This is a genomic window from Fructobacillus tropaeoli (assembly GCF_001047135.2).
Classification (GTDB): Bacteria; Bacillota; Bacilli; order Lactobacillales; family Lactobacillaceae; genus Fructobacillus; species Fructobacillus tropaeoli.
This window is the reverse complement of the sequence record NZ_DF968085.1, coordinates 27897-51626: the sequence shown is the minus strand read 5'-3', so window position 1 is coordinate 51626 and position 23730 is coordinate 27897. Positions and strand designations below refer to the sequence as shown.

Sequence of the window (23730 nt, the reverse complement as noted above, 5' to 3'; positions counted from 1 at the left end):
TTAGCAACGAACCGGCTTTTTCTTGGCGCGATAATCTACGGTGCAAATTTGGTCGTTTTTCGTTACAATAGAGGCAAGAATTTAGTATAGGAATTTTTTGATTACGCTCTTCATTCATTGGAGGACGTAATATGGTCACAAATTTCAACTGGGGACCGTCTGGTGATTTGAAAAAGGTTTTAAGAGACCTTTCTTTTCGCTATCGGCTCCAAAAGAAGATTGCTCACGAACTCAAAGTTGGACGCAAGGAAGCCCATTTGACACAGGTTCAGGTGGCGGATGCGTTGAACATTTGTCAAAGTGCGGTTTCTAAGTATGAGGCGGGGAAGGTCAGTCCTGATTTGACCCTCTTACTGTCTTTTTGCTACCTCTACGGTTGGACATTTGAGGAGTTTTTGCTCCGATTAAACATTCGAACGAAGGGGCGTTTTTGAATAGAAGGGGTATCTAGTGGCAATTAACTTAACGGCGATTCGAAACTTTTCAAGAGAAACATTGCAGGATGACACTTCTGGGCATGATTTTTTGCATGCCAAGCAAGTGGCTCGGTTGGCAGTCACACTCTACGAGGAAGACCATGGTCAGGTCAGTGAACAGGACCAGGCAATTTTGGAGGCCGCGGCCTTGCTTCACGACACCATCGACGATAAGGTGGTGGCGGATGTTGCTGCTCAGGAAGTTTTAGTGGAAGACTTACTTCGTGAGTCTGGGATTGCGCCGATTGGCCAGGCGTTGGTAGCCGAAACAATTACCCACCTCTCCTATTCCGCCAACCTGAAAAAACACTATGACCTTCCCTTATTAGGTCAGTATGTCCAAGATGCTGATCGCTTGGAAGCGTTGGGAGCAATTGGGATTGCTCGGACATTTGCTTATGGTGGGCAAAAGGGCCATCCACTGTATGACCCAGCGATTAAACCAGTGCAACTGCAAACGAAGGACCAATACCGTCACCACCAAACTACTTCTGTTAACCATTTTTATGAAAAGTTATTGAAATTAGCGGATCAATTGAATACGCCGGCCGGACAAGAAGAAGGTCAGCGACGGTCTGCCTTTATGGAAAACTTTTTGGCCGAATTTCAGCGCGAAACAGAGGCGTTGTCGGACCCGGCCTTTCGGGTGCAGTAAGAGAAGGAGTGAATTGATGGACAAAATGAAAGAAGTAACGGTCGCGGATATTGCCGACTTACAGGATATTAGCCGGAAAACATTTGCGGAGACCTTTGCCGATGATAATTCAGCGGCTGATTTAAACGAATACTTGGATACCGCTTATGCTACTGATAAATTACTGGCGGAAGTGGAAAATCCAGAGAGCAAGTTCTATTTTGTCTTTCATGAAGATGAGTTGGCGGGTTATTTAAAGGTCAATTGGGGTTCGGCCCAGTCAGAAGAGCAGGGCGACGGTTCACTTGAAGTCGAACGAATTTACCTCTTGGCTGCCTTTCAACGTCTTGGTTTGGGTCGGCAGTTGCTGGACCAGGCCTTTGACCAGGCGAATGCACTTGGCAATAGTCGGGTGTGGTTGGGCGTTTGGGAACACAATCAAAACGCACTCGCTTTTTACCAAAAAATTGGCTTTACGCCCTTTTCCGACCATGTGTTCCAGCTGGGAACGGATGCCCAGCGTGACATTTTAATGGAAAAAGTTTTAAATTAGCAAAAAGCACTGACCTAAAGGTCAGTGCTTTTTTGTGAACTGATTTTTGTGAAAGAAAAAAAGCCCACTGAAGTGGACTTTCTTAGTTTGAAAAGCTTATTCGCCTCGGAAAACCCAAGCGTCGCCGTTCTTGGCCAAAAGGTCATCAGCGGCTTGTGGGCCCATGGTGTCAGATTCGTAAATTTCAAGCGGTGCCTTGTCGGCAGCGTAGACATCTGAGATGGCGTCGGTAAACTTCCAGGCAGTGGCAACACCGTGCCAGTCAGCGAAGTTTGATCCGTTACCGTCCATGGCATCATGGAGCATCCGTTCGTAAGGTGCTGGCGTAACAGCCTTTTGTTCGGCTGTTGGTGCCCAGTTCAACTTAATCGTTTGAGTGTTGAAGTTGTCAGAAACTTCCTTGGCATTCAATGACCAAGTGATTTGTTCATCTGGTGAAACCACGATTGAAAGCACTGTTTCTTGTGGCTCTTGAGCAGAACCAAATGAGAAGGCACCGGCCTTGAAGACAACGTCAATGCGAGTCGTCTTCTTGGTCATGCGCTTTCCTGAACGGACATAGAATGGCACGCCTTCCCAACGAGGGGTGTTGAAGTGCAATTCACCAGCGATATAAGTGTTTGTCTTTGAATTGGCTGGAACGTCTGGTTCTTGGTTGTAGGCAATGTGACCAGCAGTCTTGCCAGCATCGTATTGTCCACGAACGAAGTAACGGTTGACACCGGCTTCGTCATAAATTTCAAGGGCAGAGAAGGCGGCGTTCTTGGCGTCACGGATGGCGACGTCAGAGAAGTCCTTTGGTTCTTCCATGGCCAACCAACCGATGATTTGCATCGTGTGGTTTTGAATCATGTCCAAGAGGGCACCGGCGGTGTCGTAGTAACCAGCACGTTCTTCGACACCCAACGTTTCGGCCAAAGTAACTTGGACGTTCTTGATGTAGTCCTTGTTCCAGGCGTTGTTAATCAATGGGTTACCAAAGCGCAATGGCGCGATGTTCAAGACCATTTCCTTGCCCAAGAAGTGATCGATACGGTAAACCTGGTCTTCGTTGAAGGCTTCCGTTAATTCGTTTTGGAGCTTTTCGGCCGTTGCATAAGAAGTTCCGAAAGGCTTTTCAATCATGATGCGGTTGTAGCCCTTGTCGGCCAAAAGTCCTTCAGACTTCAAGAACTTCGCGATTGTTCCAAAGAAGCGAGGGGCAACAGACATGTAGAAGATGCGGTTGCCAACAACACCAAACTTTTCAGAGGCGTTTTCGATTTCCTTCTTCAGGCCAACGTAACCATCAGCATCGGTTACGTCAGAGGCACGGTAAGAAAAGTGGGCGATAAAATCAGCAACCTGCTTTTCGTCTTGACCAGCTGAGATTGATTCCTTGACCATGTCTTGGTATTCAGCGTCCGTCAAGTCCTGACGAGCGGTTCCAACCACGGCGAAGTGTTCTGCCAAGTAGCCCTTTTTATATAAGTTAAAGACTGATGGGTAAAGCAAGCGCTTGGCCAAATCGCCAGTTGCGCCGAAGAAAGTTACTAAAGTATTAAGTTCTGCAACCATAAGAGTCCCCTTTATCTATTTTGCGTTCGTTATTATTATAACGGAAACGAGCAAAAAAATCACAAAAAAGGTCAGAATTGAAAAAACTCTAACCCTTAGAGCCAAAAAGAAGTAAGCACTTACATTTATTTTTCCAAACAAAAAAGTAAGCACTTACATTTAGTGGGTGAAAAAAGCTAAATAACCCAGCATGAAAGAACATTCATGTTATACTAATGTAATAATAAGGGGGGATTATGCAAGTCATTCAAAGCAAAAAATTATCAGAACGCTGGCTCTTAACAGCCAATTTATTCGCCAATACTGGTAATGCCATGATTTGGCCCGTCACAACCCTCCACATGACCGTTTCTTTGGGGCAAGATTTGACGATGTCAGGTGTTGTTATTTTGTTTTCTTCCCTGATGAATATTTTGGGAGCCTACATTGCCGGTAAGCTCTTTGACCGTTGGCGACCTTATCCAACATTGATTGGGGCCAGTTTAATCGCCTTTTTCTCCTTGGTGACCTTGTTCTTCTATAATGGCTGGCCGGTCTTTGCCTTTTTGATGATGACAGCTTCATTTGGGATTGGTTCGGTTAACACGCTGCTTAATGCTTATGCAACGACCGTGACCGGCAAGAACACACGAATTATTTTTAATAATATGTACATCGTCCTTAATGTTGGGGTGGTAATTGGAACCTTAGCCGTTGGCTATCTTTTTGACTACGGTTTCCAGTGGTTAATGCTTTTGGCAGCGACGCTTTTTCTGATTTTGACAGGGATTGCGGTCAGCATTTTTAATGTCAATACGGACATTGCGCCAGTCATGGATGATGATCAGGCTGAAGAAATCAGTCACGAAGATCATGCAGAACCAATCCTGACGCGCGACCAAGAAGCGGTTAAGGAACCCGCTAAGTTTGAGATGTCACCGTTACTTTGGTTTTTGGCCGCCTTCCTCTTTGTCATTTATCTTTCTTATATGCTGTGGGAAACCGTTATGGCCCCACATTTACGCTCGATTGGGATTTCAACCCGTCATTATGCAGACCTCTGGGTCTTGAATGGCTTGACAATTATCCTTTTTCAAAAGATAATTTCAACTTGGGCAAATAAGCATCCGTATCGTCTCTCGGTAATTACGGGTGGCTTTGTCTTTGCCTCATCATTTATTTTAATGTTGTTTGTTGACCAATTCTGGCAAATTGTTTTGGTTTTTGAGTTACTGACTCTTGGGGAAATGTTGGCGTCACCACAGGTACCAGCCTGGGTTGCCCAGTTAACGCCGAAAGAAGTTTCCGGTCAGGCACAAGGCTTTGTCAGCATTATGATTTCACTTGGACGAATGGTTGGGCCTCTGTATGGAGGGATTATGTTGGACCATGGTTGGTTTAACCCGCTGTTCTTCTCCGTATTTATCGCCATGATTGTGGCAAATGTGGGTCTGTTAATTGTGGCCCGAAAAAAGAAGGAATAGTTTTTTATGCAACGTGAAGTAAACCGTAAATTGGCAGTTGGCCTTCTGGCCGGTGTCATTTTTATTTTGGCTGGGGGCATTATTGGCCTTGGTCTTGCACCAATTGCACCTTTGTTGGTTGCCATTGCTTGGATTATCTTAGTCATGCGACTAGCGGGTGTCACTTTTCAAGACGCGCAGGCTGCCTTGATTAAGGGAATTGAGGCCGGGATTGCGCCTTTGTTCCTGTTCTTGTTGATTGGCTCAATGATTGCCCTTTGGTTGGGGACGGGCGTGATTCCAACCATGATTTGGTTGGGCTTTAAATTAATTAACCCAGCCTGGTTTTTGCCAACGGCGCTGTTAACCTCTGCTTTAGTTGGAACGATGATTGGTTCTGCCTTTACGACGATGTCAACGGTCGGGGTGGCCCTGATGGGGGTTGGAACAACCCTGGGCTTTAACCCAGCCTTGGTAGCGGGGATGATTATTTCCGGTGCTATCTTCGGGGATAAGAGCTCACCATTGGCCGACTCGACTAACTTGGCGGCCGCCGTTTCTGGCACTGATCTCTTCGCCCATTTGAAAAACTTGATGTGGACAACCTTGCCAGCAATGGCGGTGACACTGATTTTAGCCTTTGCCTTTGGCTTCTCTGCTCACCATACAGGTGGGGTTAGCGTGAAGACGGCAGCGGTGACACAGTTGATCCAGCCAACCTGGTGGACAATCGTACCGATTGCCTTGATTCTGATTTCGGCTTTGGCTAAGATTCCGGCTATCCCATCACTATTGATTAACGTGGTGGTCAATACGGTTTACTACCTGTTGTCTGGACACTCTTTGAAGGCCTGGGCGAACTTGGTGGTTAACGGTTACAAGACGCCATCAACGAATGCGACACTGGTTGCCTTGTTGGACCGTGGTGGGATGACTGCGATGATGGAAACCATCATGTTGATCATGTTGGCCTTGGCCCTAGGTGGTCTCTTATCAAACCTTGGTATTTTACGAGCAGTGATGAATCCAATCGTTTCGTACCTGAAGAGTCAAAAGTCCATCGTCTTTGCAACCTTGTTGACGGGGATTGCTACGAACTTCTTAGTGGGTGAGCAATATCTGTCAGTGATGTTACCTGGACAAATTTTTAAGGAAGACTACAAACGCTTTGGCTTGTCGCCATTGGCCTTATCGCGGGCAATGGAAGATTCCGGGGCGATTGCCAATTACCTGGTTCCATGGGGGGTTGCCGGGGCCTTTGCAAGTCAGACGCTTCACGTGCCAGTCTTGTCCTTCGTGCCCTTTACCTTTTTAGCCTTGTTCTCACCGGTCTTTTCATTGCTTTCGGCTTTGACTGGAATCGGATTGCGTCAGGCTTCCCAAGACGAGGTAGCCAAATAAGTTATTTACTCGCTATAAAAAATCAGGAGTCGGTCAGAAATGGCCGACTCTTTTCGTCTAATGAATTAACGGTGGAAAACGATGTTGTGCTTGCAAAAAGGCGCCTGATTTAGTATAGTAAATGGATGTGAGTGCAAAGAATGCACGCACTCCTTGCAGCCGTTTGGTTGCCAGAGACCAAAAGGAGGAAAAATACATGGCTACAGCATACGAATTAACATACATTATTCGCCCTGACATGGAAGCAGATGCAAAAAAGGCGCTCGTTGAACGCTTTGACAAGATCTTGACTGACAACGGTGCGGAAATTATTAAGTCAGCTGACTGGTCTAACCGTCGTTTCGCTTACGAAATCGCTGGTTACCGTGAAGGTACTTACCACGTCATCAACTTCAACGCTGCATCAGACGAAGCAGCAACTGAATTTGACCGTTTGGCTAAGATCTCATCTGACATCTTGCGTCAAATGATCGTCAAGCGCGACGCTGAATAAGACACAATTCCACCGGGAAAGGACCTAAAAGATGATTAATCGAGTTGTTTTAATTGGACGGTTAACCCGTGACGTGGAATTGCGCTATACCCAATCTGGTGTAGCGGTTGGCTCCTTTTCACTTGCCGTGAATCGGAACTTTACCAATGCCAATGGAGACCGTGAAGCTGATTTTATCAACGCCGTTATCTGGCGAAAATCAGCTGAAAACTTTGCCAACTTTACTGGTAAAGGGGCTTTGGTGGCAATCGAAGGTCGGTTGCAAACGCGTAATTATGAAAATAATGCCGGACAACGTGTTTATGTAACAGAAGTTGTCGTTGATAACTTCTCGCTACTTGAATCAAAGGCTGAAAGTGAACGCCGTCGGGCCCAAAATGGGTCTGGTCAAGGTCAAGACTTCTCTGGCAATAGCCAGGACTTTGGTAACGCTGATCCATTTGCAAGCGCAAATCAAAATAACAACCAACAAAGTGGTAACCAGCAGGGGGCCAATCCCTTTGCGGCCAACAATAATTCAGAAATTGATATTTCTGATGATGACCTACCATTTTAATTTTACATCTCATTTGAAAGGAGACAGATTATGCCTGAACAAAACGCACGTCCACAACGTCGTCGCCCACAAGGTGGACCACGCCGTCGTCGTAAGGTTGACTTTATTGCAGCCAACCACATCGAATACGTGGATTACAAGGATACAGAATTGTTGGAACGTTTCATCTCAGAACGCGGTAAGATTTTGCCACGTCGTGTGACTGGAACTTCAGCAAAGAACCAACGCAAGGTTACGGCCGCTATCAAGCGTGCTCGTATCATGGCCTTGTTGCCATTCGTCACTGAAGACTAATGTGCAAGGAAAACCAAGACAATTGTCTTGGTTTTTTTGTTCTAACAGTCAGCCCTTTGATGGTCGTATGCTCAAAAAGGATTATCACTTTTGCGGTATATGCCAGAGTCGGTCTGACTTTTTTCTTTTGGTTAGCTGGTTAGCTTACTTTTCAACAGTCTTTTGTTCGTATGGTAAAATGTTAGGTAAGTATGTAAGCAAAGAATAGTTGAGGCCTTCATGAAAACATTTTCGAAGCTGCGGGTGTTATCCCGCTTTCAACAAAATAAAACCTTTATGACAGGAACCATTGGCATGTTTATCGTGGCCTTTGTTTCTTTGATTTTGGCGCTTTTAACTAATTGGATCTTAGGGTTAGTTTGGTTTGTGCTCTTGGTGGCTTTTTTTGCTACCATGCTCAAAGGGTTAATCCAGGCCGGTCAATCAAATGAGTCCTACTTAGAGGAGTTGACCTACCGCGTTAAATTAGGCCAACAAGAGGCCATTTTAGAAATGCCGATGGGGATTATCCTTTTGGGTAAGGGGGACCGAATTGTCTGGGTGAACCCCTACCTCCAAAACCTATTGGCTGACCAAGACTTAATTGGCGAAAGCCTGTCGGAGGCAGATGGCGACCTGGCCTTTGCTGTGAAAAATTACGCCGATGATAAGGTTAACCGTTTTTCCTGGCTGGATCGTTCTTTTGACATCGCCTACCAGGAACAGCTAGGGGTTATTTACCTCTTAGATGTGAGCCAAAACGAGGCCTTAAATCGTGACTTAGCGGATCATCGCTTGGTCACCGGACTGGTTTCGGTTGATAACTATGAAGAAGTGACAGAAGGGATGCCTGATTCTGAAACGTCGAAGTTGCGGACTTATGTGACTGGACAGTTGACGGATTGGGCTAAAAAGTACCATTTGTATGTCCGCCGTTTGTCACCAGTGACTTACCTCTTGATGGGTTACCAACGTGACTTGGCGCAGGCAGAAGACGAAAAATTCTCGGTAGTCAAGACGGTTCGTGAAGCAACGGCTCAGCAAAATTCACCACTAACGCTTTCGATGGGAATCGCCTATGGGGAACAGGACATCAATTCTTTGGTCCAATTAGCGCAAACGAACTTGGACTTGGCATTGGGTCGTGGTGGTGATCAGGTGGTTGTGAAGGCAGAAGACATGCCAGCCCGCTTCTATGGTGGAACAACGAATCCGATGGAAAAGCGGACGCGTGTCCGGGCCCGGGTGATTTCACAAACCATTGCCGAATTGATGGATCAGTCTGATCAAGTCTTTGTGGTCGGGCACCAAAGGCCGGATATGGATGCCGTTGGTTCAGCAATGGGACTATGGCGCTTTAGCCAAACACGAGGCAAGAAGGCCTTTGTGGTTGTTAATGAGGGCGAAATTTTTTCAGATATCAAATCGCTCTTGGCGACCGTCCGAGCAGATCAGATGGGCGAAGGGGAGCCTGGTGTTGACCTCGGTGCCTCGATTATTAGCGAAAAAGAGGCGCTTGATTTAGCAACGGAGAAATCATTGCTGATTTTGGTTGACCATGCCAAGGAGGCATTGGATGGCGCACCTGATTTGTTGAAGGACTTGAAGGATCGGGTTGTGGTTATTGATCACCACCGTTTGGCTGAAAACGGCCTGCCTGATAAGCCAATGCTGACTTATATCGAGCCATATGCTTCATCAACGTCAGAGTTGGTAACGGAATTGTTGCAGTACCAGAACCAAAAGGGTGCACCAATTACCGGGCTCGAAGCCACTGCCATGCTTGGCGGGATTCAAGTTGATACGAAAAACTTTGTTTTGCGGACGGGATCAAGAACCTTTGATGCAGCTTCGTATTTGCGGGCCAATGGCGCTGATAATGAGTTGCTCCAGTCCTTCTTAAAGGAAAAGTTCTCGGACTTTAAGGCCCGTGCCGAATTGATTCACTTAGCTGAGATTAACAATCATTCAGCGATTGCGGTTGGCGATAACGATACCGTCTATCAAAGCGTGATTGCGGCCCAGGCAGCCGATGAACTGCTTCAGGTTGAGGGCGTCAAGGCTTCCTTTGTGCTCACAAAGCGTGATGACGGTCGGGTTGGGATTTCAGCCCGGTCAAACGGCGATTTCAACGTGCAAACAATTATGGAAGACCTTGGCGGTGGTGGCCATTTGTCCAATGCGGCCACGCAAATGTCTGACGTGACGACAGACGAGGCTGCTGACCAGCTTTTGCAAGCAATTACCAGTCAAGAAGCGGAAGAAGCTGAATAAAACTTTTGACAATGTTGTCATAAAATCAGTAAGATAAAACAAAGTATTTGGCTCGTGATGAACAAGCCCAAAAGGAGGCAAAGATGAAAGTTGTATTTTTGGAAGATGTTAAGGGTCGCGGTAAGAAGGGCGAAGTGAAGGACGTTCCGGATGGTTACGCCAACAACTTCTTAATCAAGAATAAAAAAGCAGAACCAGCAACTGGGAAAAACCTCGGGGCAGTCAAGGGTCGGCAGAAGGCCGAAGAAAAGTTGGCGGCTGAAGAATTGGCTGAAGCCAAGCAGTTGAAGGAAAAGCTAGAAAACGAAAAGACAGTGATCGAAATCAAGGGAAAGGCCGGTACGGATGGTCGTCTCTTTGGAGCTGTTTCAACGAAGCAAATCGTGGCTGCTTTGTCTGACCAATACAAGGTCAAAATTGATAAGCGGAAGCTACTCTTAAATCAGCCAATTCACGCAATGGGCTTCACCACAGTTCCTGTTAAGTTGCACCGCGATGTGATGGCCGACCTCCGCGTGCACGTTAGCGAGGGCTAAAATGGCTGATGTTTCAGTAATGGGCAATGAATATCGACAAGCACCCAATGATGAAGCGGCAGAACGTGCCGTTTTGGGTGCTATTTTCTTTGATGTTCAATCGGAGGCAGCGGTTGTCGCGGCGGAAGCCGTCCTTGACCCAAGCGATTTTTATCGGCAAAAGCACCAAGAAATTTTTAAAGCCATGCAGCTGCTGGTTGAAGAAGAACGACCTGTTGATATGTTGACCCTGCAAGACAAGTTGAATGCCATGGGCCAGTTGGAAAATGTTGGCGGGGTTGACTACTTAGTTGAAATTTCACAGGCTTCAGCATCTGCTTCAAACTTAAAATTTTATGCGCAAATCGTCCATGAAAAAGCGATTTTGCGACGGTTGATTCAAACGTTAACAGAATCGATGACATTGGCCTATGACGGGTCCGAACCATCGAGTGAACTGCTCGAAGACCTTGGTCGTCAGCTCGACCGTCTGGCGCAAAGCCAGGGCGATGATGATCTGCGCCGGATTAAAGACGTCTTGAATGAATTCCAAGAAAACTTGCAGGCGGCTAGCGAAAACGATAGCAAAGTTATCGGGATTGCTTCGGGCTATGATCAATTAGATGAATTAACGCACGGTTTTCGTGAAGACCAAATGATTGTCATTGGTGCCCGTCCGGCCGTTGGAAAGACGGCTTTCGTCTTGAATATTGCCAAAAACGCAGCCAAAACTGAGAAGAAGCCTGTTGTGATTTTCTCTTTGGAAATGGGTGCCGTTGATTTGGTAACTCGATTAGTCGCTGCAGAAGGTGGCATTGATTCTAATAAATTGACCACTGGTGATATGCAAGAAGAGGATTGGGCTGCATTAACCTTAGCCGTTCAATCGTTGGCGAACATGCAGATTTATATGGATGACACGCCAGGGATTCGGATGGCTCAAATTTCGGCCAAGCTGCGCAAATTAGAGCGCGAGGTTGTGGGACGAATGCCAGAAGAAGAACGGGATGAAAACCCCCATCCATTGGGTCTGGTGATGATTGATTACTTGGGTTTGATTGAGTCTGCCAATAGTGAAAGTCGCCAGCAGGCCGTTTCTGAAGTTTCTCGTTCCATCAAGAAGCTGGCAAAGGAATTGCATACGCCGATTATCGCCTTGGCTCAGCTTTCGCGTGGTGTTGAGCAGCGTCAGGACCAACGGCCAATCCTTTCGGATTTGCGTGAATCTGGTTCGATTGAGCAAGATGCTGACATCGTGGCCTTTTTGTACCGGGATGACTACCATCCCAACCGGGCAGGTGAAGAGGATGATGAGGGTGGCAACCAAGTCGAAGAAGAAACGGTTGTCCCAATTGAAGTCCTTGTTGAAAAGAACCGTGCCGGGGCCAGAGGGAAGGCGGAGTTGATGTTTAACAAGCCAACTTTCAAATTCTCGAACATGGCCGGTACTTATCGTCAGGAGCAATCGGGCTTTGGCCCAATTCCTGATATGTCGCAAGGCTGGTAAGCAATCAAATAAAAGCAAAAGGCAGCACATCCATTTTGAATGTGCTGCCTTTTGCTTGTTTTTGAAAATTATTTTATGCTTCAGTTTCGGTCAAATCAGCGAAGGGGGCGTTAATCATCGTCGCCAACTCTTTGGGATTTAACTTATCGGAGCGACCGAGTTCACCGGCCGAAACCAGGAAGTAATCGGCTGTCTCTGCTTCTTTGGCGAAGTAGATGGGAAAACCGTGATTGTGCCAGATACCAACTGGGTTGTTGGCACCGTGAACATAGCCGGTGGTGGCCACTAATTCCTTGAGTGGCAACATATGCGTCTTTTTGTTCCCGGAAACAGCAGCCAATTTCTTCATATCTAAGCGCTTGGTGAGGGGGACGACGGCAACCAAGGGACCGGTCTTGTCGCCCTTGACGGCCAGCGTCTTAAAGATGTCGGATTGTTGAATGCCTAATTCATCCATCTTGGCCGCAATCTCATCTTCACTGAGATCCAAAGCGTTTAGTTCAAGTGGCTCATAGGCTACACCGTGCTTGTCGAGGACTTGTTCGGGTAATGTTTTTTTATCTTTTTTCTTCTTTGCCATGACTCTATTTTAGCACAAGAAAAAATCAGAAAAAAAGCAGTTAGAACCAATTTTAAAAAGTGGTCGGACCAATTATGCTACAATAGATATTATGTCAGAAGCAATTTATGTAACGGTGCAAGCCGATATCAAACAAAAAATTTATCAGGGTCAGTACGAAGACCTCAAATTACCAGATGAGCGAACATTAGCGGCCGATTATCAGGTTTCGCGTTCTTCCATCAAACGGGCCCTCAACGTCTTGGTCCAGCAGGGGATTATCTTTAAGAAGCGCGGGTCTGGAACTTTTGTGAACCCCTTATATCTGAAAAATCAGGCAATTTTTCAACATGAGGGATCAAACTTAGGCGTTTCGGATTCTTTTCGGATTAATGGCCAGGCACCCAGCATTGAGCTCCTGGACTTTCGGGTGATTCAGGCCACGCCAGAGCAGCAATCGGCATTATTTTTAAACGATGGCGACTTCGTTTATGAAATTAAGCGCTTGCGTAAGCTGGATGGCGTGCCATTCATGATTGAGTATGGCTACGTGCCGATTTCTTTATTGCCGGGGCTTAATCGGGAAACGGTGACCAAATCCATTTACGAATATGTTGAAAAACGCAAGTCCAAGACGGTGACAAGGTCGTTTATGACCATCATGACCGAGCCATCCAATGCTGAAGAACAGAAGCTGTTAAAGCTCAAAGCAACTGAACCGGTGGGTATCATGGAAGGGATTTTCTTCATGGATGATGGGACACCGTTGGAATATTCTAATATGCGCTTGCACTACAAATACCTACGTTATAATGCTTTCGTCTCGCTTGGTTCAGAATAAGGAAGCTGATTTAGCAAACAATTTTATGGAATGTGTTTAATAAAGGTTAATTGGACCGGTCCAATTAATAAAGAAATGCAACCAAAAACGAAAAAGTTAGGTCCAAAGGGCTTTTTTTCTTGAACGAATGGAATACTCTCGATATAATAGGACTTGTAAATATATATCCGGAGTTTGCAGAAGCGGGCTTCGTTGAAAGAAAAAGGAGTACTATTTACATGGTTGATTACAACTCAAAAGAGTACTTGGAACTTGTTGATAAGTGGTGGCGTGCAACCAACTATTTGTCAGCTGGGATGATTTTTTTGAAGTCAAACCCATTGTTCTCAGTAACTAAGACGCCTATTCAAGCTGAAGATGTTAAGGTTAAGCCAATCGGACACTGGGGAACTATCTCAGGTCAAACATTCTTGTATGCTCATGCTAACCGTTTGATCAACAAGTATGACTTGAACATGTTCTACATCGGTGGCCCTGGTCACGGTGGCCAAGTCATGGTTACGAACGCTTACCTTGATGGTGAATATACTGCTGATTACCCAGAAGTTACTCAAGACTTGAAGGGTATGTCAACTTTGTTCAAGCGCTTCTCATTCCCAGGTGGAATTGGTTCACACATGACTGCCCAAACTCCAGGTTCATTGCATGAAGGTGGAGAATTGGGTTACTCATTGTCACACGCATTCGGTGCCGTTTTGGACAACCCTGACCAAATCGCTTTTGCCGTTGTTGGTGATGGTGAAGCCGAAACTGGTCCATCAATGACTTCATGGCACTCAATCAAGTTCTTGAATGCCAAGAACGATGGTGCTGTTTTGCCAATCTTGGATTTGAACGGATTTAAGATCTCAAACCCAACTGTCTTCTCACGTATGTCAGATGAAGAAATCAAGAACTTCTTTGCAGGTCTTGGTTACTCAGCTCGTTTCATCGAAAACGATGACATCCATGACTACATGGCTTACCACGAAAAGGCTGCTGATATCTTCGATACTGCTATTGAAGACATCCAAGCTATCCAAAAAGATGCTCGTGAAAACGGTAAGTATGAAGATGGTACAATTCCTGCATGGCCAGTGATTATCGCTCGCTTGCCAAAGGGTTGGGGTGGACCTACCCACGACCAAGCTGGAATGCCAATTGAAAACTCATTCCGTGCCCACCAAGTTCCATTGCCTTTGGCACAAGGAAAGTTGGACACATTGCCACAATTCGAAGAATGGATGAACTCATACAAGCCTGAAGAATTGTTTAACGCTGATGGTTCATTGAAGGATGAATTGAAGGCTATCGCTCCTAAGGGCGACAAGCGTATGTCAGCTAACCCAATCGCTAACGGTGGTCGTAAGCGCGGTGAAGATCTTAAGGATCTTGACTTGCCAGACTGGCGCGATTACGTAAACGACATCAACGATGACAACCGTGGAACTATCTTGCCAGATGGTAACCGCAACATGGACATGTTCACTTTGTCAAACTACCTTGAAAAGGTAATGCAAATGAACCCTAAGTCATTCCGTGTCTTTGGTCCTGATGAAACGATGTCAAACCGTTTGTGGTCATTGTTTGATACTACTAACCGTCAATGGATGGAAGAAGTTAAGAACCCTAACGACCAATACGAAGCTCCAGAAGGCCGTATCTTGGATGCTCAATTGTCAGAGCACCAAGCTGAAGGTTGGCTTGAAGGTTATACTTTGACTGGTCGTGTTGGAATCTTCGCTTCATACGAATCATTCTTGCGCGTTGTTGATTCAATGATTACTCAGCACTTCAAGTGGTTGCGTCACGCTTCAGAACAAGCATGGCGTAATGACTACCCATCATTGAACTTGATTTCTACTTCTACTGCTTTCCAGCAGGACCACAACGGTTACACTCACCAGGATCCTGGTATGTTGACTCACTTGGCCGAAAAGAAGTCAAACTTCATCCGTCAATACTTGCCAGCCGATGGTAACTCAACTTTGGCAGTGATGGAACGTGCCTTCAGCGAACACTCAAAGGTTAACCACATGGTTATCTCAAAGCAACCACGTCAACAGTGGTTCTCAGCTGCTGAAGCTGAAGTGTTGGCTACTGAAGGTTTGAAGGTTATCGATTGGGCATCTACTGCACCATCAGCTGATGTGGATATCACATTTGCTTCTGCTGGTACGGAACCAACAATCGAAACTTTGGCCGCATTGTGGTTGGTTAACCAGGAATTCCCTGAAGTTAAGTTCCGCTATGTAAACGTTGTTGAATTGCTTCGTTTGCAGAAGAAGTCAGAATCAGCTGGAAACGACGAACGTGAATTGTCAGATGACGAATTCAACAAGTTCTTCCAAGCTGATACACCAGTTATCTTCGGATTCCACGGATACGAAGACTTGGTTGAATCATTCTTCTTCGAGCGTAAGTTCCGCGGTGACGTCTTTGTTCACGGATACCGTGAAGATGGTGACATCACAACTACTTACGACATGCGTGTTTACTCACACCTTGATCGTTTCCACCAAGCTAAGGAAGCTGTTGCTGTCCTTGCAGACCGTGGTGCGGTTGATCAAGCTGCTGCTGATACATTCATCACTAAGATGGATGACATCTTGGCAAAGCACTTGAAGGTGACCCGTGAAGAAGGTCGCGATATCGAAGAATTCACTAAGTGGCAATGGTCTGCTTTGAAGTAAGCTATTAACACTTGAAAGAATCGCCTCGGCGGTTCTTTTTTTATACTCATTTATCGGCAAAATCTAACTAAACTTTGCTATAATTGACATAATCTTGAAAAGGGGCTAATTTTATGCAAGCAATTAAACTTGTTTCAATTGACATTGACGGCACGCTTTATAATGATAATCGCGAGATTACACCGGCGGTAAAAAGTGCTATCCAAAAAGCGACGGCACAGGGTGTTCATGTGGTGATTACCACCGGACGACCAGAAACAGGCGTTAAAAAGATTTTGAATGAATTAGATCTCTTAGGTGAAAACCATTATGTGATTACCCACAATGGTGGCTTGGTCCAAACAACGGACGGGCAAAAGACCCTCCACCGAGCTGCCTTGCCATGGACCACTTTTTTGAAGGCACAGCAATTTGCAGCCGATAATAATACCTATATCCAAGTTGAATCGGACTCAGATGCTTACACGGTCATGACGAATGTCAACGTTTTTGCCAGTCAAGAAAACTTTGTGGTTAGTCTTCCATTGACCATTAAAGACGAAGTTTCAGAGATGAAGGAAACCTCCTTTGTCAAGGCAATTGCGATTGGCGACGAGGCCTTTATGGACAGTATTCAAGCAAAGGTCCCAGCAGAGTTGAAGCAAGAGGCCAATGTGGTTCGTTCAACCCCAAATAACCTTGAATTTATGAATACGGCTGCTTCTAAGGGCCAGGCGCTGTTGGCCTTGGCCAAGGAATTGGGCATCGACCAGTCAGAAACAATGGCGATTGGTGACCAGGAAAACGATCATACCATGATTGAAGCTGCCGGAATTGGAGTCGCCATGGGAAATGCGGTGCCATCAATTAAGGCCATTGCTAACCAGGAGACGACTGATAACAACCATGATGGTGTCGCAAAAGCCATCGAGCGCTTTATTTTAGCCGATTAATTGGTAACAATCGATTAGTAACTTAAGATTACAAGCGACGATGATAAAATCAGTCGCTTTTTTTGCCCAGTTGTCCTGATTTTATTGTTATAATATATAAGAAATCGTTGTTCTTTAATCTGGAGTAGCAAAAATGACTAAGTCAAACCTAAAACTCTTTTCTCTCTCATCGAACCACCCCTTAGCAGAAAAAATCGCTGCTGAAGTCGGTGTGCCATTAAGTGACATCTCGGTGAAGCGCTTTGCTGATGGTGAAGTGCAAATTAATATTGAAGAATCTGTCCGTGGCGCAGATGTCTTTGTGATTCAATCAACATCCCAACCGGTTAACGACAACCTGATGGAATTGTTGATTATGATTGATGCCTTGAAGCGGGCATCAGCGGACCAAATCAACGTGGTTTTGCCTTACTACGGTTATGCTCGTCAGGACCGGAAGGCTCGCTCACGTGAACCAATTACAGCCAAGTTGGTTGCTAATATGATTGAACGAGCAGGAGCCACTCGCGTGATGGCTCTTGACTTGCACGCTGCTCAAATTCAAGGGTTCTTTGACCTACCAATGGATCACTTGCAGGGAGCTCCATTGTTGGCCGATTACTTGATTGAAACTGGTATTGCCGACAAGGAAAACGCCGTTGTTGTTTCACCTGATCACGGTGGAATGACACGTGCCCGCAATTTGAACAACATGCTTGGTTTGGAAGCGCCGGTTGCCGTGATTGACAAGCGTCGTCCGAAGCCAAACGTGGCAGAGGTTGGCTCAATCGTTGGTGATGTTGCTGGTAAAACGGCCATCATGGTCGATGACATGATCGATACAGCCGGAACGATTACGCAGGGTGCTCAATTAGTCTTGGAGCACGGTGCTAAGGAAGTTTACGTGGCCGCATCACACGCTGTCTTCTCAGGACCAGCTTTGGAACGTTTGCAAAATTCCGTTTTCACTAAGGTGATTGTGACCGATTCCATTAACTTGCCAGACTCAAAGAAGTTTGACAAGCTGGAAATTGTTTCTGTTGGCGAGTTGATTGGTGAAGCTATTCGTCGTGTTTCATTGAACGAAGCGATTAGTCCAATGTTTAAGCACCGCTTCCGCCGTCGTAGTTCACAAGAAGACTAAGGCGTAGTAAGTTAGACAAAGCAATTGATAAAAGACTATTTTTTTGGCTGAAGTGTCAAAAGAGGTCTTTTTTTGTGAAGATTATTCGTAAATTGGCTGAAAGGCCAATTTTTTATGTTACAATAACGAATGAAAAATGTTTTAATTGGAGACGCTTATGTATAAAATTTTAGTGGTTGATGATGAAAAGCCAATTTCGGATATCATCAAGTTCAACTTGGTCAAAGAGGGTTACGAGGTCGTAACGGCCGGTGACGGAGCCGAGGCATTGGAATTGTACAAGTCAGAAAACCCTGATTTGGTATTGTTGGATCAAATGCTCCCTGAAGTCGAAGGGATTGAAGTTTTACGCCAAATTCGGGCCAAGGACAAGACACCCGTCATTATGGTAACGGCTAAGGATTCTGAAATTGATAAGGTGATCGGTTTGGAAATGGGAGCGGATGATTACATCACCAAGCCGTTCTCGAACCGTGAACTGGTTGCCCGGGTCAAGGCGAACTTACGTAATCGCCACACACCAAGCCGGTCAGATGATCCAGCGGTTAACCAGGAAGACATCCAACTTGGTAATTTGGTCATCCATACCAAGACTTATATGGTCACAAAAGACGGTGTCGACCTTGAATTGACACACCGTGAATTTGAATTGCTCTCATACATGGCACAACACATTGGTCAAGTCATGAACCGTGAAAACTTGCTTCGTCAAGTTTGGGGCTATGACTACTTCGGCGACGTTCGTGCGGTTGATGTGACTGTTCGTCGTTTACGAGAAAAGATTGAAGATGTACCATCACATCCCGTTTGGTTAGGAACACGACGTGGTGTTGGTTACTACCTCTCATCTGGTAAGAACCAAAATAAATAAAAATTATGAAAGGACAGGCACTCGCTGTCAGGGATTATGAAAGTCATTGTTAAACTCTTACAATCGATTCGATTCCGGATAACGTTTGTCTTTGTCCTTTTTTTAATTGTCATTTTAGAATCGTTCGGAGTTTTCTTTGTCCATCAAATTGAACAGCATGATTTAATGGCCAGTGAAGCAGAGTTAACGATGCCGACCTATGTGACAAAGAAAATTGTTGAGGGTCTGGATACTGGAACTGGCAAAGTGAACCAGGAAAAAATGCACACTGCTGTGAAGGATTTTGATTCGAACTTAGTTGAAAACGTTTTGGTTTATGATAAGTCCGGCAAAATTGTATCCAGTCAGTCAACTAAGAAGTCACTGTTGCCAAAAACGATTGATTCTAACAGTGAAATTGCCCTGGACGGTGGTAATTCTTATCTTAAAATTCGGACACAAGACCGTGATCAAGGAAGTGGCCAACAGGCGGTAGTGACCCGGCAACTTTATGCTAACGGCACCAATTCTCCTAGCAAATCAGGTGAAAAACCTGTTGGTGTGGTGGTGGTTTATGCTAGCCTCGCTAAGGTATACGCCAATGCGCGCCAGATTTTAGTTTTGTTCTTGTTGGCTGGTTTGCTAACGCTGGTGGCTTCAGTTTATTTGGCCTTTATTCTGTCCCGGACATTGACACGTCCAATTGAAATCATCAATAAACAGACAGCTCGGATTGCGGCTGGTGACTATTCGATGGTTAACACGATTTCTGGTTCGGATGAGATTTCGCAATTGGCCCATTCGGTCAATACGTTGTCAAACCGGATTGCGGAATCAACCGAAATCATTAGCAATGAACGCAACCGCCTCCATTCAGTTCTCCATCATATGGCTGATGGGGTTTTGCTGACGAATGCGAACGGGCAGTTGACGATTATTAACCAAGCAGCAACCAAGTTGCTTGGTGTCAGCGAACAAGCAGCGCTGGGTCAGCAGGTCTTTGACCTGTTGGACCTCCCTGAATACCAAAGTGTTCGAGACTTGATTAAGCAACAGCGAGCGATGACGGTGGATGTCGGTCAGCGGATTATTGAGGTTCGGGTCTCTTTGATTAAGAACCCTTCTGGCTTGATTAATGCCATGGTTCTGATTTTGCATGATATCACGGAACAGAAGAAGATTGATCAGGACCGCCGTGACTTTGTTTCCAACGTTTCTCACGAACTGCGAACACCGTTGACCACTGTAGCGTCCTACGTCGAGTCTTTGCAGGAAGGCGCTAAGGAAGATCCTAAAATTCTTGGCGAATTTTTGACGGTGATTCAAAACGAAACGGACCGGATGTCACGGATGGTATCTGATTTGCTTGAGTTGTCGCGGATGGACCAGGGGACGATGGAAGTTAAGACGGAGTTGGTTCAACTGAATACCATGTTGAACTTTATTTTGGACCGTTTTGATATGATTCTGTTGTCACCGTCAAAGGACTTAAATTCGGATCGAAAGATTAAGATTGTTCGTCATATCCCAACCGATCAAGAATTCTGGGTTGATATTGACCACGATAAGATGACCCAGGTCATCGATAATTTGATGAACAACGCCATTAAGTATTCGCCTGATGGTGGTACAATCACGGTTTCTCTTGAAAAATCAGGAGATAAAGCACTGATTAGTATCAAAGATCAGGGGCTAGGAATTCCGGCAGCTGACCAGGAGAAGGTCTTTAACCGCTTCTTCCGTGTTGATAAGTCACGGTCACGGGCCCAAGGTGGGACCGGACTGGGCTTGGCAATTTCCAAGGAAGTCATTGAAAAGTTTAATGGTCGCATCTGGGTCGAGTCAAAGGAAAACGAAGGTTCAACTTTTAAGATGACTCTTAATTATGTGCAAGACGATTTGTTATCGACTGAAAAACAGTGGGATGAGGATTAAGTCTTTCGTGACCTTAATTTCTGCTTAATTTCACTCAGGTATAGTAGTGTTAACAAATTTTGGAGACGACCATGCAAAAGAACCTAACGAATTTAATTTTGGCTGGAGCCCTAGCCGGTGTAATTGGTGGTGGGGCTGTTTTAGCTGGACAAGAAATTTATCAAAATTATCAAGTGACGCATAGTCCGGTTCGGACAAAGGCGACAGCAACGAAAACGATGACATCAAAGGACACGGCTACCAATGCCTATAATAAGGTCGCCAATTCTGTTGTCTCGGTAATTAATTTTAAGAAGAGTGGTAACACTTATAACGAATCATCAGAAGGGTCTGGGTTTGTTTATAAAAAGGCCGAGGGTTCAGCCTTTATCGTGACCAATAACCACGTGATTGACGGTGCTGATAAGCTTCAGGTGATCACCAACGATAATAAGACGGTGACGGCGGAGTTGGTCGGTAAGGACTCCTTAACTGATTTGGCCGTTTTGAAGATTACTGACTCTTCGACGATATCAACGGCTTCCTTTGGCGATTCTGCTAAAATTTCCGTTGGTCAACAGGTATTGGCGATTGGGTCACCATTGGGATCACAATATGCTTCCTCTGTAACGGAAGGGATTATTTCGGCCACGAAGCGTTTGGTTCAAGCGGATGATGATTCTGGCCAAAATTATGGTGGTTCAACGGTTATTCAAACCGATGCCGCTATTAATCCCGGAAACTCCGGTGGTCCTTTGATTAACTTAGCGGGACAGGTTGTTGGAATTAACTCGATGAAGCTGTCATCGTCATCAAACGGCACGGCAGTTGAAGGTATTGGCTTTGCCATTCCTTCTGATCAGGTTGTTGATATCGTCAATAAGCTGGTAAAGGATGGTAAGGTGACAAGGCCGGCACTGGGAATTCAGATGATTAATCTGTCGCAGGTGCCCGTTAACGAGCAGCAGTCAACGCTGAAGATTCCAAACACCGTTAACGGTGGTGTGGTTCTCTACAAGGTCAACAGCGGTTCACCAGCTGATAAGGCAGGTCTGAAGAAGTATGACGTGATTGTTGGTATTGATGGTAAGACAGTTGCCAACCAGGCTGATTTGCGTGAACAATTGTACACGCATAAGGTCGGCGATAAGACAACGCTGACTTACTACCGTGGTACTGAGAAGAAGACAGTTACTCTTAAGTTAAATCAGACTTTGCAGTCTTAAGATGTCTGATACTTATCGGTTTCAAAACAAAAATCGACCAAAATGTTGGTCGATTTTTTTATGTTAAAAGTTGACGACGAAGGCGGAATTGCTGTTGGGATTTTGCTATACTTAAAAAAGCGATAAATGAGGAGAACGATGAACATATGATTGTATTAGCCGGGACAATTGGTGCTGGAAAGACCAGTTTAACAGAGATTTTAGCAAAGCATTTGGGTGGTCAGGCCTACTATGAGAGTGTGGATAATAACCCAATTTTGCCACTCTTTTACCAGGACCCCAAGAAATACAGCTTCTTGCTCCAAATTTACTTTTTGAATACCCGTTTGGACCAGATTCACGAAGCGCAAAAAGAGAAGAATGCGGTCTTGGATCGGTCAATTTTTGAAGATGCTTTACTTTTCCAGCTCAATGCTGATTTGGGCCGAGCAACACAGACTGAAGTCGACATTTATAAGGATTTGGTCAACAACGTTTTGGAAGAAGTTTCAGAGGAAAACAAGACCAAGACACCGGACTTACTAATCCATGTTCGCGTTTCCTTGGACACCATGTTGGCTCGCATTAAGAAGCGCGGCCGTCCATACGAGCAAATTGAGCAGGACCCGGACTTGTACCAATACTATGCGGACTTGAACGCCCGCTACGATGCTTGGTTTGACCAGTATGACCGCTCACCAAAGCTTCAAATTAACGGTGATGAGTTGAACTTTGTTGAAGATGCTGCTGCTCAGGAAAAGGTTTTGGCCTTAGTTGACCAGAAATTAGCAGAATTGGCTGCTGACAAGGATTAAAAAGCAGGTGAGGTGGTCAGACTAAGTGCGGCTCATGCCCCAAAGCACCTGAACCAGTTAAAATCACAGCAAAAAAGACTTAACCAAGTGGCTGCTAAGCCTGTCACTGGTTAAGTCTTTTTGTTTAGTAAAAAATGTTAGGCAAGAACCTTGATCATCATCTGCTGAAAATCAGAGACAAAGCGGTCTTGATCAACTAGGACGGCAGCCTTTGAAATCGTTGGTTCCAAAAGCTTGGCTTTGTCGCCAATTGTGCGGCCGTAGTCGCCTGACTCTTGGTCGTAAGTGACCTGCATGTTTAAGTCCAAAGTGGTGACGTAGCTTGGGTCGACGGCAACTGCAACGGCCAATGGGTCGTGGAGTGCGGCTCCTTTTTTATCGATATCTAAGTTATAATAAGCATCGATGTAGTAGTCCATGATGTCGGCGTAGTTTTGACCGGCAGTTGTGCCGAGGTCACGCCATTCTTGCGTATGCCTCTTTGTTAAAAGCGTCCGCAGAGTGACATCGAGGCCAACCATGGTCAGGTTTTCCTGATTTTTAAACACATAGTCGGCGGCTTCGGGGTCTTGGTGAATGTTGGCTTCCGTAAATGGTGTCACGTTACCAGGAACCGTCAGGGCACCACCCATCAAAGTCGTTTGTCCAATTAACTTGGCGATGCTTGGGTCCTTTTTTAGGGCCTTGGCCAGGTTCGTCAAGGGACCAGTTGGCAGGTAAATCAGTTCGTCTTTGTACTGGTGAGCGGCTTCAATCAAGAAGTCGATACCATTTTGGCTGTCAACGGAACGCGTTGAGGCTGCCACTTCGACATCACCGATACCGTTTTGGCCGTGAATGGCCTGTGAGATTGGCATGACGGTGAAATCAGTGGTGGTTGATGAATGTGACTCACCAATGAAAACGGGAACGTCATGGGCGCCTAAGAGGTCTAAGAGGTCAAGTGAATTCTTGGCCGTGACATTGGTCAGGGCATTGCCATAGGTGGCAATAATCCCAATCAAGTCGATGTCATCATGACCGATGGCGTAAGCCAGGGCCAAGGCATCATCGATACCAGTGTCGAGATCTAAAATCATTTTTTTGCGAGACATTGCGCATTCTCCTTTAGTTTGGGTACACTTTATTATAGCAAAAT

22 protein-coding genes are annotated in these 23730 nt (G+C 45.6%); 19 read left to right on the top strand and 3 right to left on the bottom strand.

Translation table 11 applies throughout. The features are described from left to right. Positions 1 to 131 precede the first annotated feature (131 nt). Genes AOQ32_RS06635 through AOQ32_RS06625 form a run of 3 tightly spaced genes read left to right on the top strand, consistent with a single transcriptional unit; the run spans position 132 to position 1663 of the window. Complete coding sequence (locus AOQ32_RS06635; protein ID WP_059394120.1) at positions 132 to 434, top strand: helix-turn-helix transcriptional regulator; 303 nt, start codon at positions 132 to 134, stop codon at positions 432 to 434. A 16-nt stretch (positions 435 to 450) separates the two neighbouring features. Then, a complete protein-coding gene (locus tag AOQ32_RS06630; RefSeq protein ID WP_059394119.1) occupies positions 451 to 1131 on the top strand; it encodes an HD domain-containing protein in 681 nt (226 codons plus the stop codon). 16 nt (positions 1132 to 1147) lie between these two features. Continuing rightward, positions 1148 to 1663, top strand: coding sequence for a GNAT family N-acetyltransferase (locus AOQ32_RS06625; protein WP_059394118.1), 516 nt, complete (start codon positions 1148 to 1150; stop codon positions 1661 to 1663). Positions 1664 to 1759: 96 nt separating this feature from the next. Here the strand turns inward: AOQ32_RS06625 and zwf are convergent, their stop codons facing one another. Further along, positions 1760 to 3220, bottom strand: coding sequence for a glucose-6-phosphate dehydrogenase (gene zwf, locus AOQ32_RS06620; RefSeq protein WP_059394117.1), 1461 nt, complete (start codon positions 3218 to 3220; stop codon positions 1760 to 1762). Positions 3221 to 3456: 236 nt separating this feature from the next. On the opposite strand from zwf, the gene AOQ32_RS06615 reads away from it, so the two are divergent. The 8 genes from AOQ32_RS06615 to dnaB all read left to right on the top strand — a co-directional run bounded on the left by AOQ32_RS06615 (position 3457) and on the right by dnaB (position 11681). Further along, positions 3457 to 4683, top strand: coding sequence for an MFS transporter (locus tag AOQ32_RS06615; RefSeq protein ID WP_059394116.1), 1227 nt, complete (start codon positions 3457 to 3459; stop codon positions 4681 to 4683). Positions 4684 to 4689: 6 nt separating this feature from the next. Next, the gene (locus AOQ32_RS06610) at positions 4690 to 6063 is read left to right on the top strand and encodes a Na+/H+ antiporter NhaC family protein (protein WP_059394115.1); all 1374 of its coding nucleotides are present in this window, start codon (positions 4690 to 4692) and stop codon (positions 6061 to 6063) included. Between the two features lie 196 nt (positions 6064 to 6259). Next, a complete protein-coding gene (rpsF, locus tag AOQ32_RS06605; RefSeq protein WP_059394114.1) occupies positions 6260 to 6556 on the top strand; it encodes a 30S ribosomal protein S6 in 297 nt (98 codons plus the stop codon). Positions 6557 to 6587: 31 nt separating this feature from the next. After that, complete coding sequence (gene ssb, locus AOQ32_RS06600; protein ID WP_047974918.1) at positions 6588 to 7112, top strand: single-stranded DNA-binding protein; 525 nt, start codon at positions 6588 to 6590, stop codon at positions 7110 to 7112. Between the two features lie 30 nt (positions 7113 to 7142). Beyond that, a complete protein-coding gene (rpsR, locus tag AOQ32_RS06595; protein ID WP_047974917.1) occupies positions 7143 to 7406 on the top strand; it encodes a 30S ribosomal protein S18 in 264 nt (87 codons plus the stop codon). 219 nt (positions 7407 to 7625) lie between these two features. Further along, positions 7626 to 9659, top strand: coding sequence for a DHH family phosphoesterase (locus AOQ32_RS06590; RefSeq protein ID WP_059394113.1), 2034 nt, complete (start codon positions 7626 to 7628; stop codon positions 9657 to 9659). Between the two features lie 83 nt (positions 9660 to 9742). Next, positions 9743 to 10195 carry a 50S ribosomal protein L9 gene (gene rplI / locus AOQ32_RS06585; RefSeq protein ID WP_047974915.1) on the top strand — a complete coding sequence of 151 codons (453 nt, stop codon included), beginning with the start codon at positions 9743 to 9745 and terminating at the stop codon, positions 10193 to 10195. A gap of 1 nt (position 10196) precedes the next feature. Further along, positions 10197 to 11681 carry a replicative DNA helicase gene (gene dnaB / locus AOQ32_RS06580; protein ID WP_114679981.1) on the top strand — a complete coding sequence of 495 codons (1485 nt, stop codon included), beginning with the start codon at positions 10197 to 10199 and terminating at the stop codon, positions 11679 to 11681. 73 nt (positions 11682 to 11754) lie between these two features. Here the strand turns inward: dnaB and AOQ32_RS06575 are convergent, their stop codons facing one another. Next, entirely contained in the window at positions 11755 to 12261 is a 507-nt protein-coding gene (locus AOQ32_RS06575; RefSeq protein WP_059394112.1) for an aminoacyl-tRNA deacylase, read from the bottom strand. Positions 12262 to 12352: 91 nt separating this feature from the next. Between AOQ32_RS06575 and AOQ32_RS06570 the strand changes: the two genes are divergently transcribed. The 8 genes from AOQ32_RS06570 to AOQ32_RS06535 all read left to right on the top strand — a co-directional run bounded on the left by AOQ32_RS06570 (position 12353) and on the right by AOQ32_RS06535 (position 22592). Then, positions 12353 to 13081, top strand: coding sequence for a GntR family transcriptional regulator (locus AOQ32_RS06570; RefSeq protein WP_047974913.1), 729 nt, complete (start codon positions 12353 to 12355; stop codon positions 13079 to 13081). Positions 13082 to 13299: 218 nt separating this feature from the next. Then, positions 13300 to 15753 carry a phosphoketolase family protein gene (locus AOQ32_RS06565; protein WP_059394111.1) on the top strand — a complete coding sequence of 818 codons (2454 nt, stop codon included), beginning with the start codon at positions 13300 to 13302 and terminating at the stop codon, positions 15751 to 15753. A gap of 113 nt (positions 15754 to 15866) precedes the next feature. Beyond that, on the top strand, positions 15867 to 16685 hold the full coding sequence (locus AOQ32_RS06560; RefSeq protein WP_059394110.1) for a Cof-type HAD-IIB family hydrolase: 819 nt from the start codon (positions 15867 to 15869) through the stop codon (positions 16683 to 16685). 133 nt (positions 16686 to 16818) lie between these two features. Beyond that, positions 16819 to 17808 (top strand): ribose-phosphate diphosphokinase, encoded by a 990-nt coding sequence (locus AOQ32_RS06555; protein ID WP_059394109.1) that lies wholly within the window; start codon positions 16819 to 16821, stop codon positions 17806 to 17808. Between the two features lie 157 nt (positions 17809 to 17965). Further along, positions 17966 to 18679 (top strand): response regulator YycF, encoded by a 714-nt coding sequence (gene yycF, locus AOQ32_RS06550; protein WP_059394108.1) that lies wholly within the window; start codon positions 17966 to 17968, stop codon positions 18677 to 18679. A gap of 36 nt (positions 18680 to 18715) precedes the next feature. Beyond that, positions 18716 to 20593: an ATP-binding protein gene (locus AOQ32_RS06545; RefSeq protein WP_059394107.1), complete on the top strand. Its 1878-nt coding sequence runs from the start codon at positions 18716 to 18718 to the stop codon at positions 20591 to 20593. 71 nt (positions 20594 to 20664) lie between these two features. Beyond that, positions 20665 to 21798 carry a S1C family serine protease gene (locus tag AOQ32_RS06540; RefSeq protein ID WP_059394106.1) on the top strand — a complete coding sequence of 378 codons (1134 nt, stop codon included), beginning with the start codon at positions 20665 to 20667 and terminating at the stop codon, positions 21796 to 21798. Positions 21799 to 21944: 146 nt separating this feature from the next. Further along, complete coding sequence (locus AOQ32_RS06535) at positions 21945 to 22592, top strand: deoxynucleoside kinase (RefSeq protein ID WP_047974906.1); 648 nt, start codon at positions 21945 to 21947, stop codon at positions 22590 to 22592. 137 nt (positions 22593 to 22729) lie between these two features. Here AOQ32_RS06535 and AOQ32_RS06530 read toward each other — a convergent pair whose 3' ends face one another. Continuing rightward, positions 22730 to 23686 carry a nucleoside hydrolase gene (locus AOQ32_RS06530; protein WP_059394105.1) on the bottom strand — a complete coding sequence of 319 codons (957 nt, stop codon included), beginning with the start codon at positions 23684 to 23686 and terminating at the stop codon, positions 22730 to 22732. Positions 23687 to 23730: the final 44 nt, after the last annotated feature.

Coding starts and splice junctions, on each gene's coding strand:
- AOQ32_RS06635 (WP_059394120.1), top strand. CDS start 132: ATGGTCACAAATTTCAACTGGGGACCGTCTGGTGATTTGAAAAAGGTT.
- AOQ32_RS06625 (WP_059394118.1), top strand. CDS start 1,148: ATGGACAAAATGAAAGAAGTAACGGTCGCGGATATTGCCGACTTACAG.
- zwf (WP_059394117.1), bottom strand. CDS start 3,220: ATGGTTGCAGAACTTAATACTTTAGTAACTTTCTTCGGCGCAACTGGC.
- AOQ32_RS06615 (WP_059394116.1), top strand. CDS start 3,457: ATGCAAGTCATTCAAAGCAAAAAATTATCAGAACGCTGGCTCTTAACA.
- AOQ32_RS06610 (WP_059394115.1), top strand. CDS start 4,690: ATGCAACGTGAAGTAAACCGTAAATTGGCAGTTGGCCTTCTGGCCGGT.
- rpsF (WP_059394114.1), top strand. CDS start 6,260: ATGGCTACAGCATACGAATTAACATACATTATTCGCCCTGACATGGAA.
- ssb (WP_047974918.1), top strand. CDS start 6,588: ATGATTAATCGAGTTGTTTTAATTGGACGGTTAACCCGTGACGTGGAA.
- rpsR (WP_047974917.1), top strand. CDS start 7,143: ATGCCTGAACAAAACGCACGTCCACAACGTCGTCGCCCACAAGGTGGA.
- AOQ32_RS06590 (WP_059394113.1), top strand. CDS start 7,626: ATGAAAACATTTTCGAAGCTGCGGGTGTTATCCCGCTTTCAACAAAAT.
- rplI (WP_047974915.1), top strand. CDS start 9,743: ATGAAAGTTGTATTTTTGGAAGATGTTAAGGGTCGCGGTAAGAAGGGC.
- dnaB (WP_114679981.1), top strand. CDS start 10,197: ATGGCTGATGTTTCAGTAATGGGCAATGAATATCGACAAGCACCCAAT.
- AOQ32_RS06575 (WP_059394112.1), bottom strand. CDS start 12,261: ATGGCAAAGAAGAAAAAAGATAAAAAAACATTACCCGAACAAGTCCTC.
- AOQ32_RS06570 (WP_047974913.1), top strand. CDS start 12,353: ATGTCAGAAGCAATTTATGTAACGGTGCAAGCCGATATCAAACAAAAA.
- AOQ32_RS06565 (WP_059394111.1), top strand. CDS start 13,300: ATGGTTGATTACAACTCAAAAGAGTACTTGGAACTTGTTGATAAGTGG.
- AOQ32_RS06560 (WP_059394110.1), top strand. CDS start 15,867: ATGCAAGCAATTAAACTTGTTTCAATTGACATTGACGGCACGCTTTAT.
- AOQ32_RS06555 (WP_059394109.1), top strand. CDS start 16,819: ATGACTAAGTCAAACCTAAAACTCTTTTCTCTCTCATCGAACCACCCC.
- yycF (WP_059394108.1), top strand. CDS start 17,966: ATGTATAAAATTTTAGTGGTTGATGATGAAAAGCCAATTTCGGATATC.
- AOQ32_RS06545 (WP_059394107.1), top strand. CDS start 18,716: ATGAAAGTCATTGTTAAACTCTTACAATCGATTCGATTCCGGATAACG.
- AOQ32_RS06540 (WP_059394106.1), top strand. CDS start 20,665: ATGCAAAAGAACCTAACGAATTTAATTTTGGCTGGAGCCCTAGCCGGT.
- AOQ32_RS06535 (WP_047974906.1), top strand. CDS start 21,945: ATGATTGTATTAGCCGGGACAATTGGTGCTGGAAAGACCAGTTTAACA.
- AOQ32_RS06530 (WP_059394105.1), bottom strand. CDS start 23,686: ATGTCTCGCAAAAAAATGATTTTAGATCTCGACACTGGTATCGATGAT.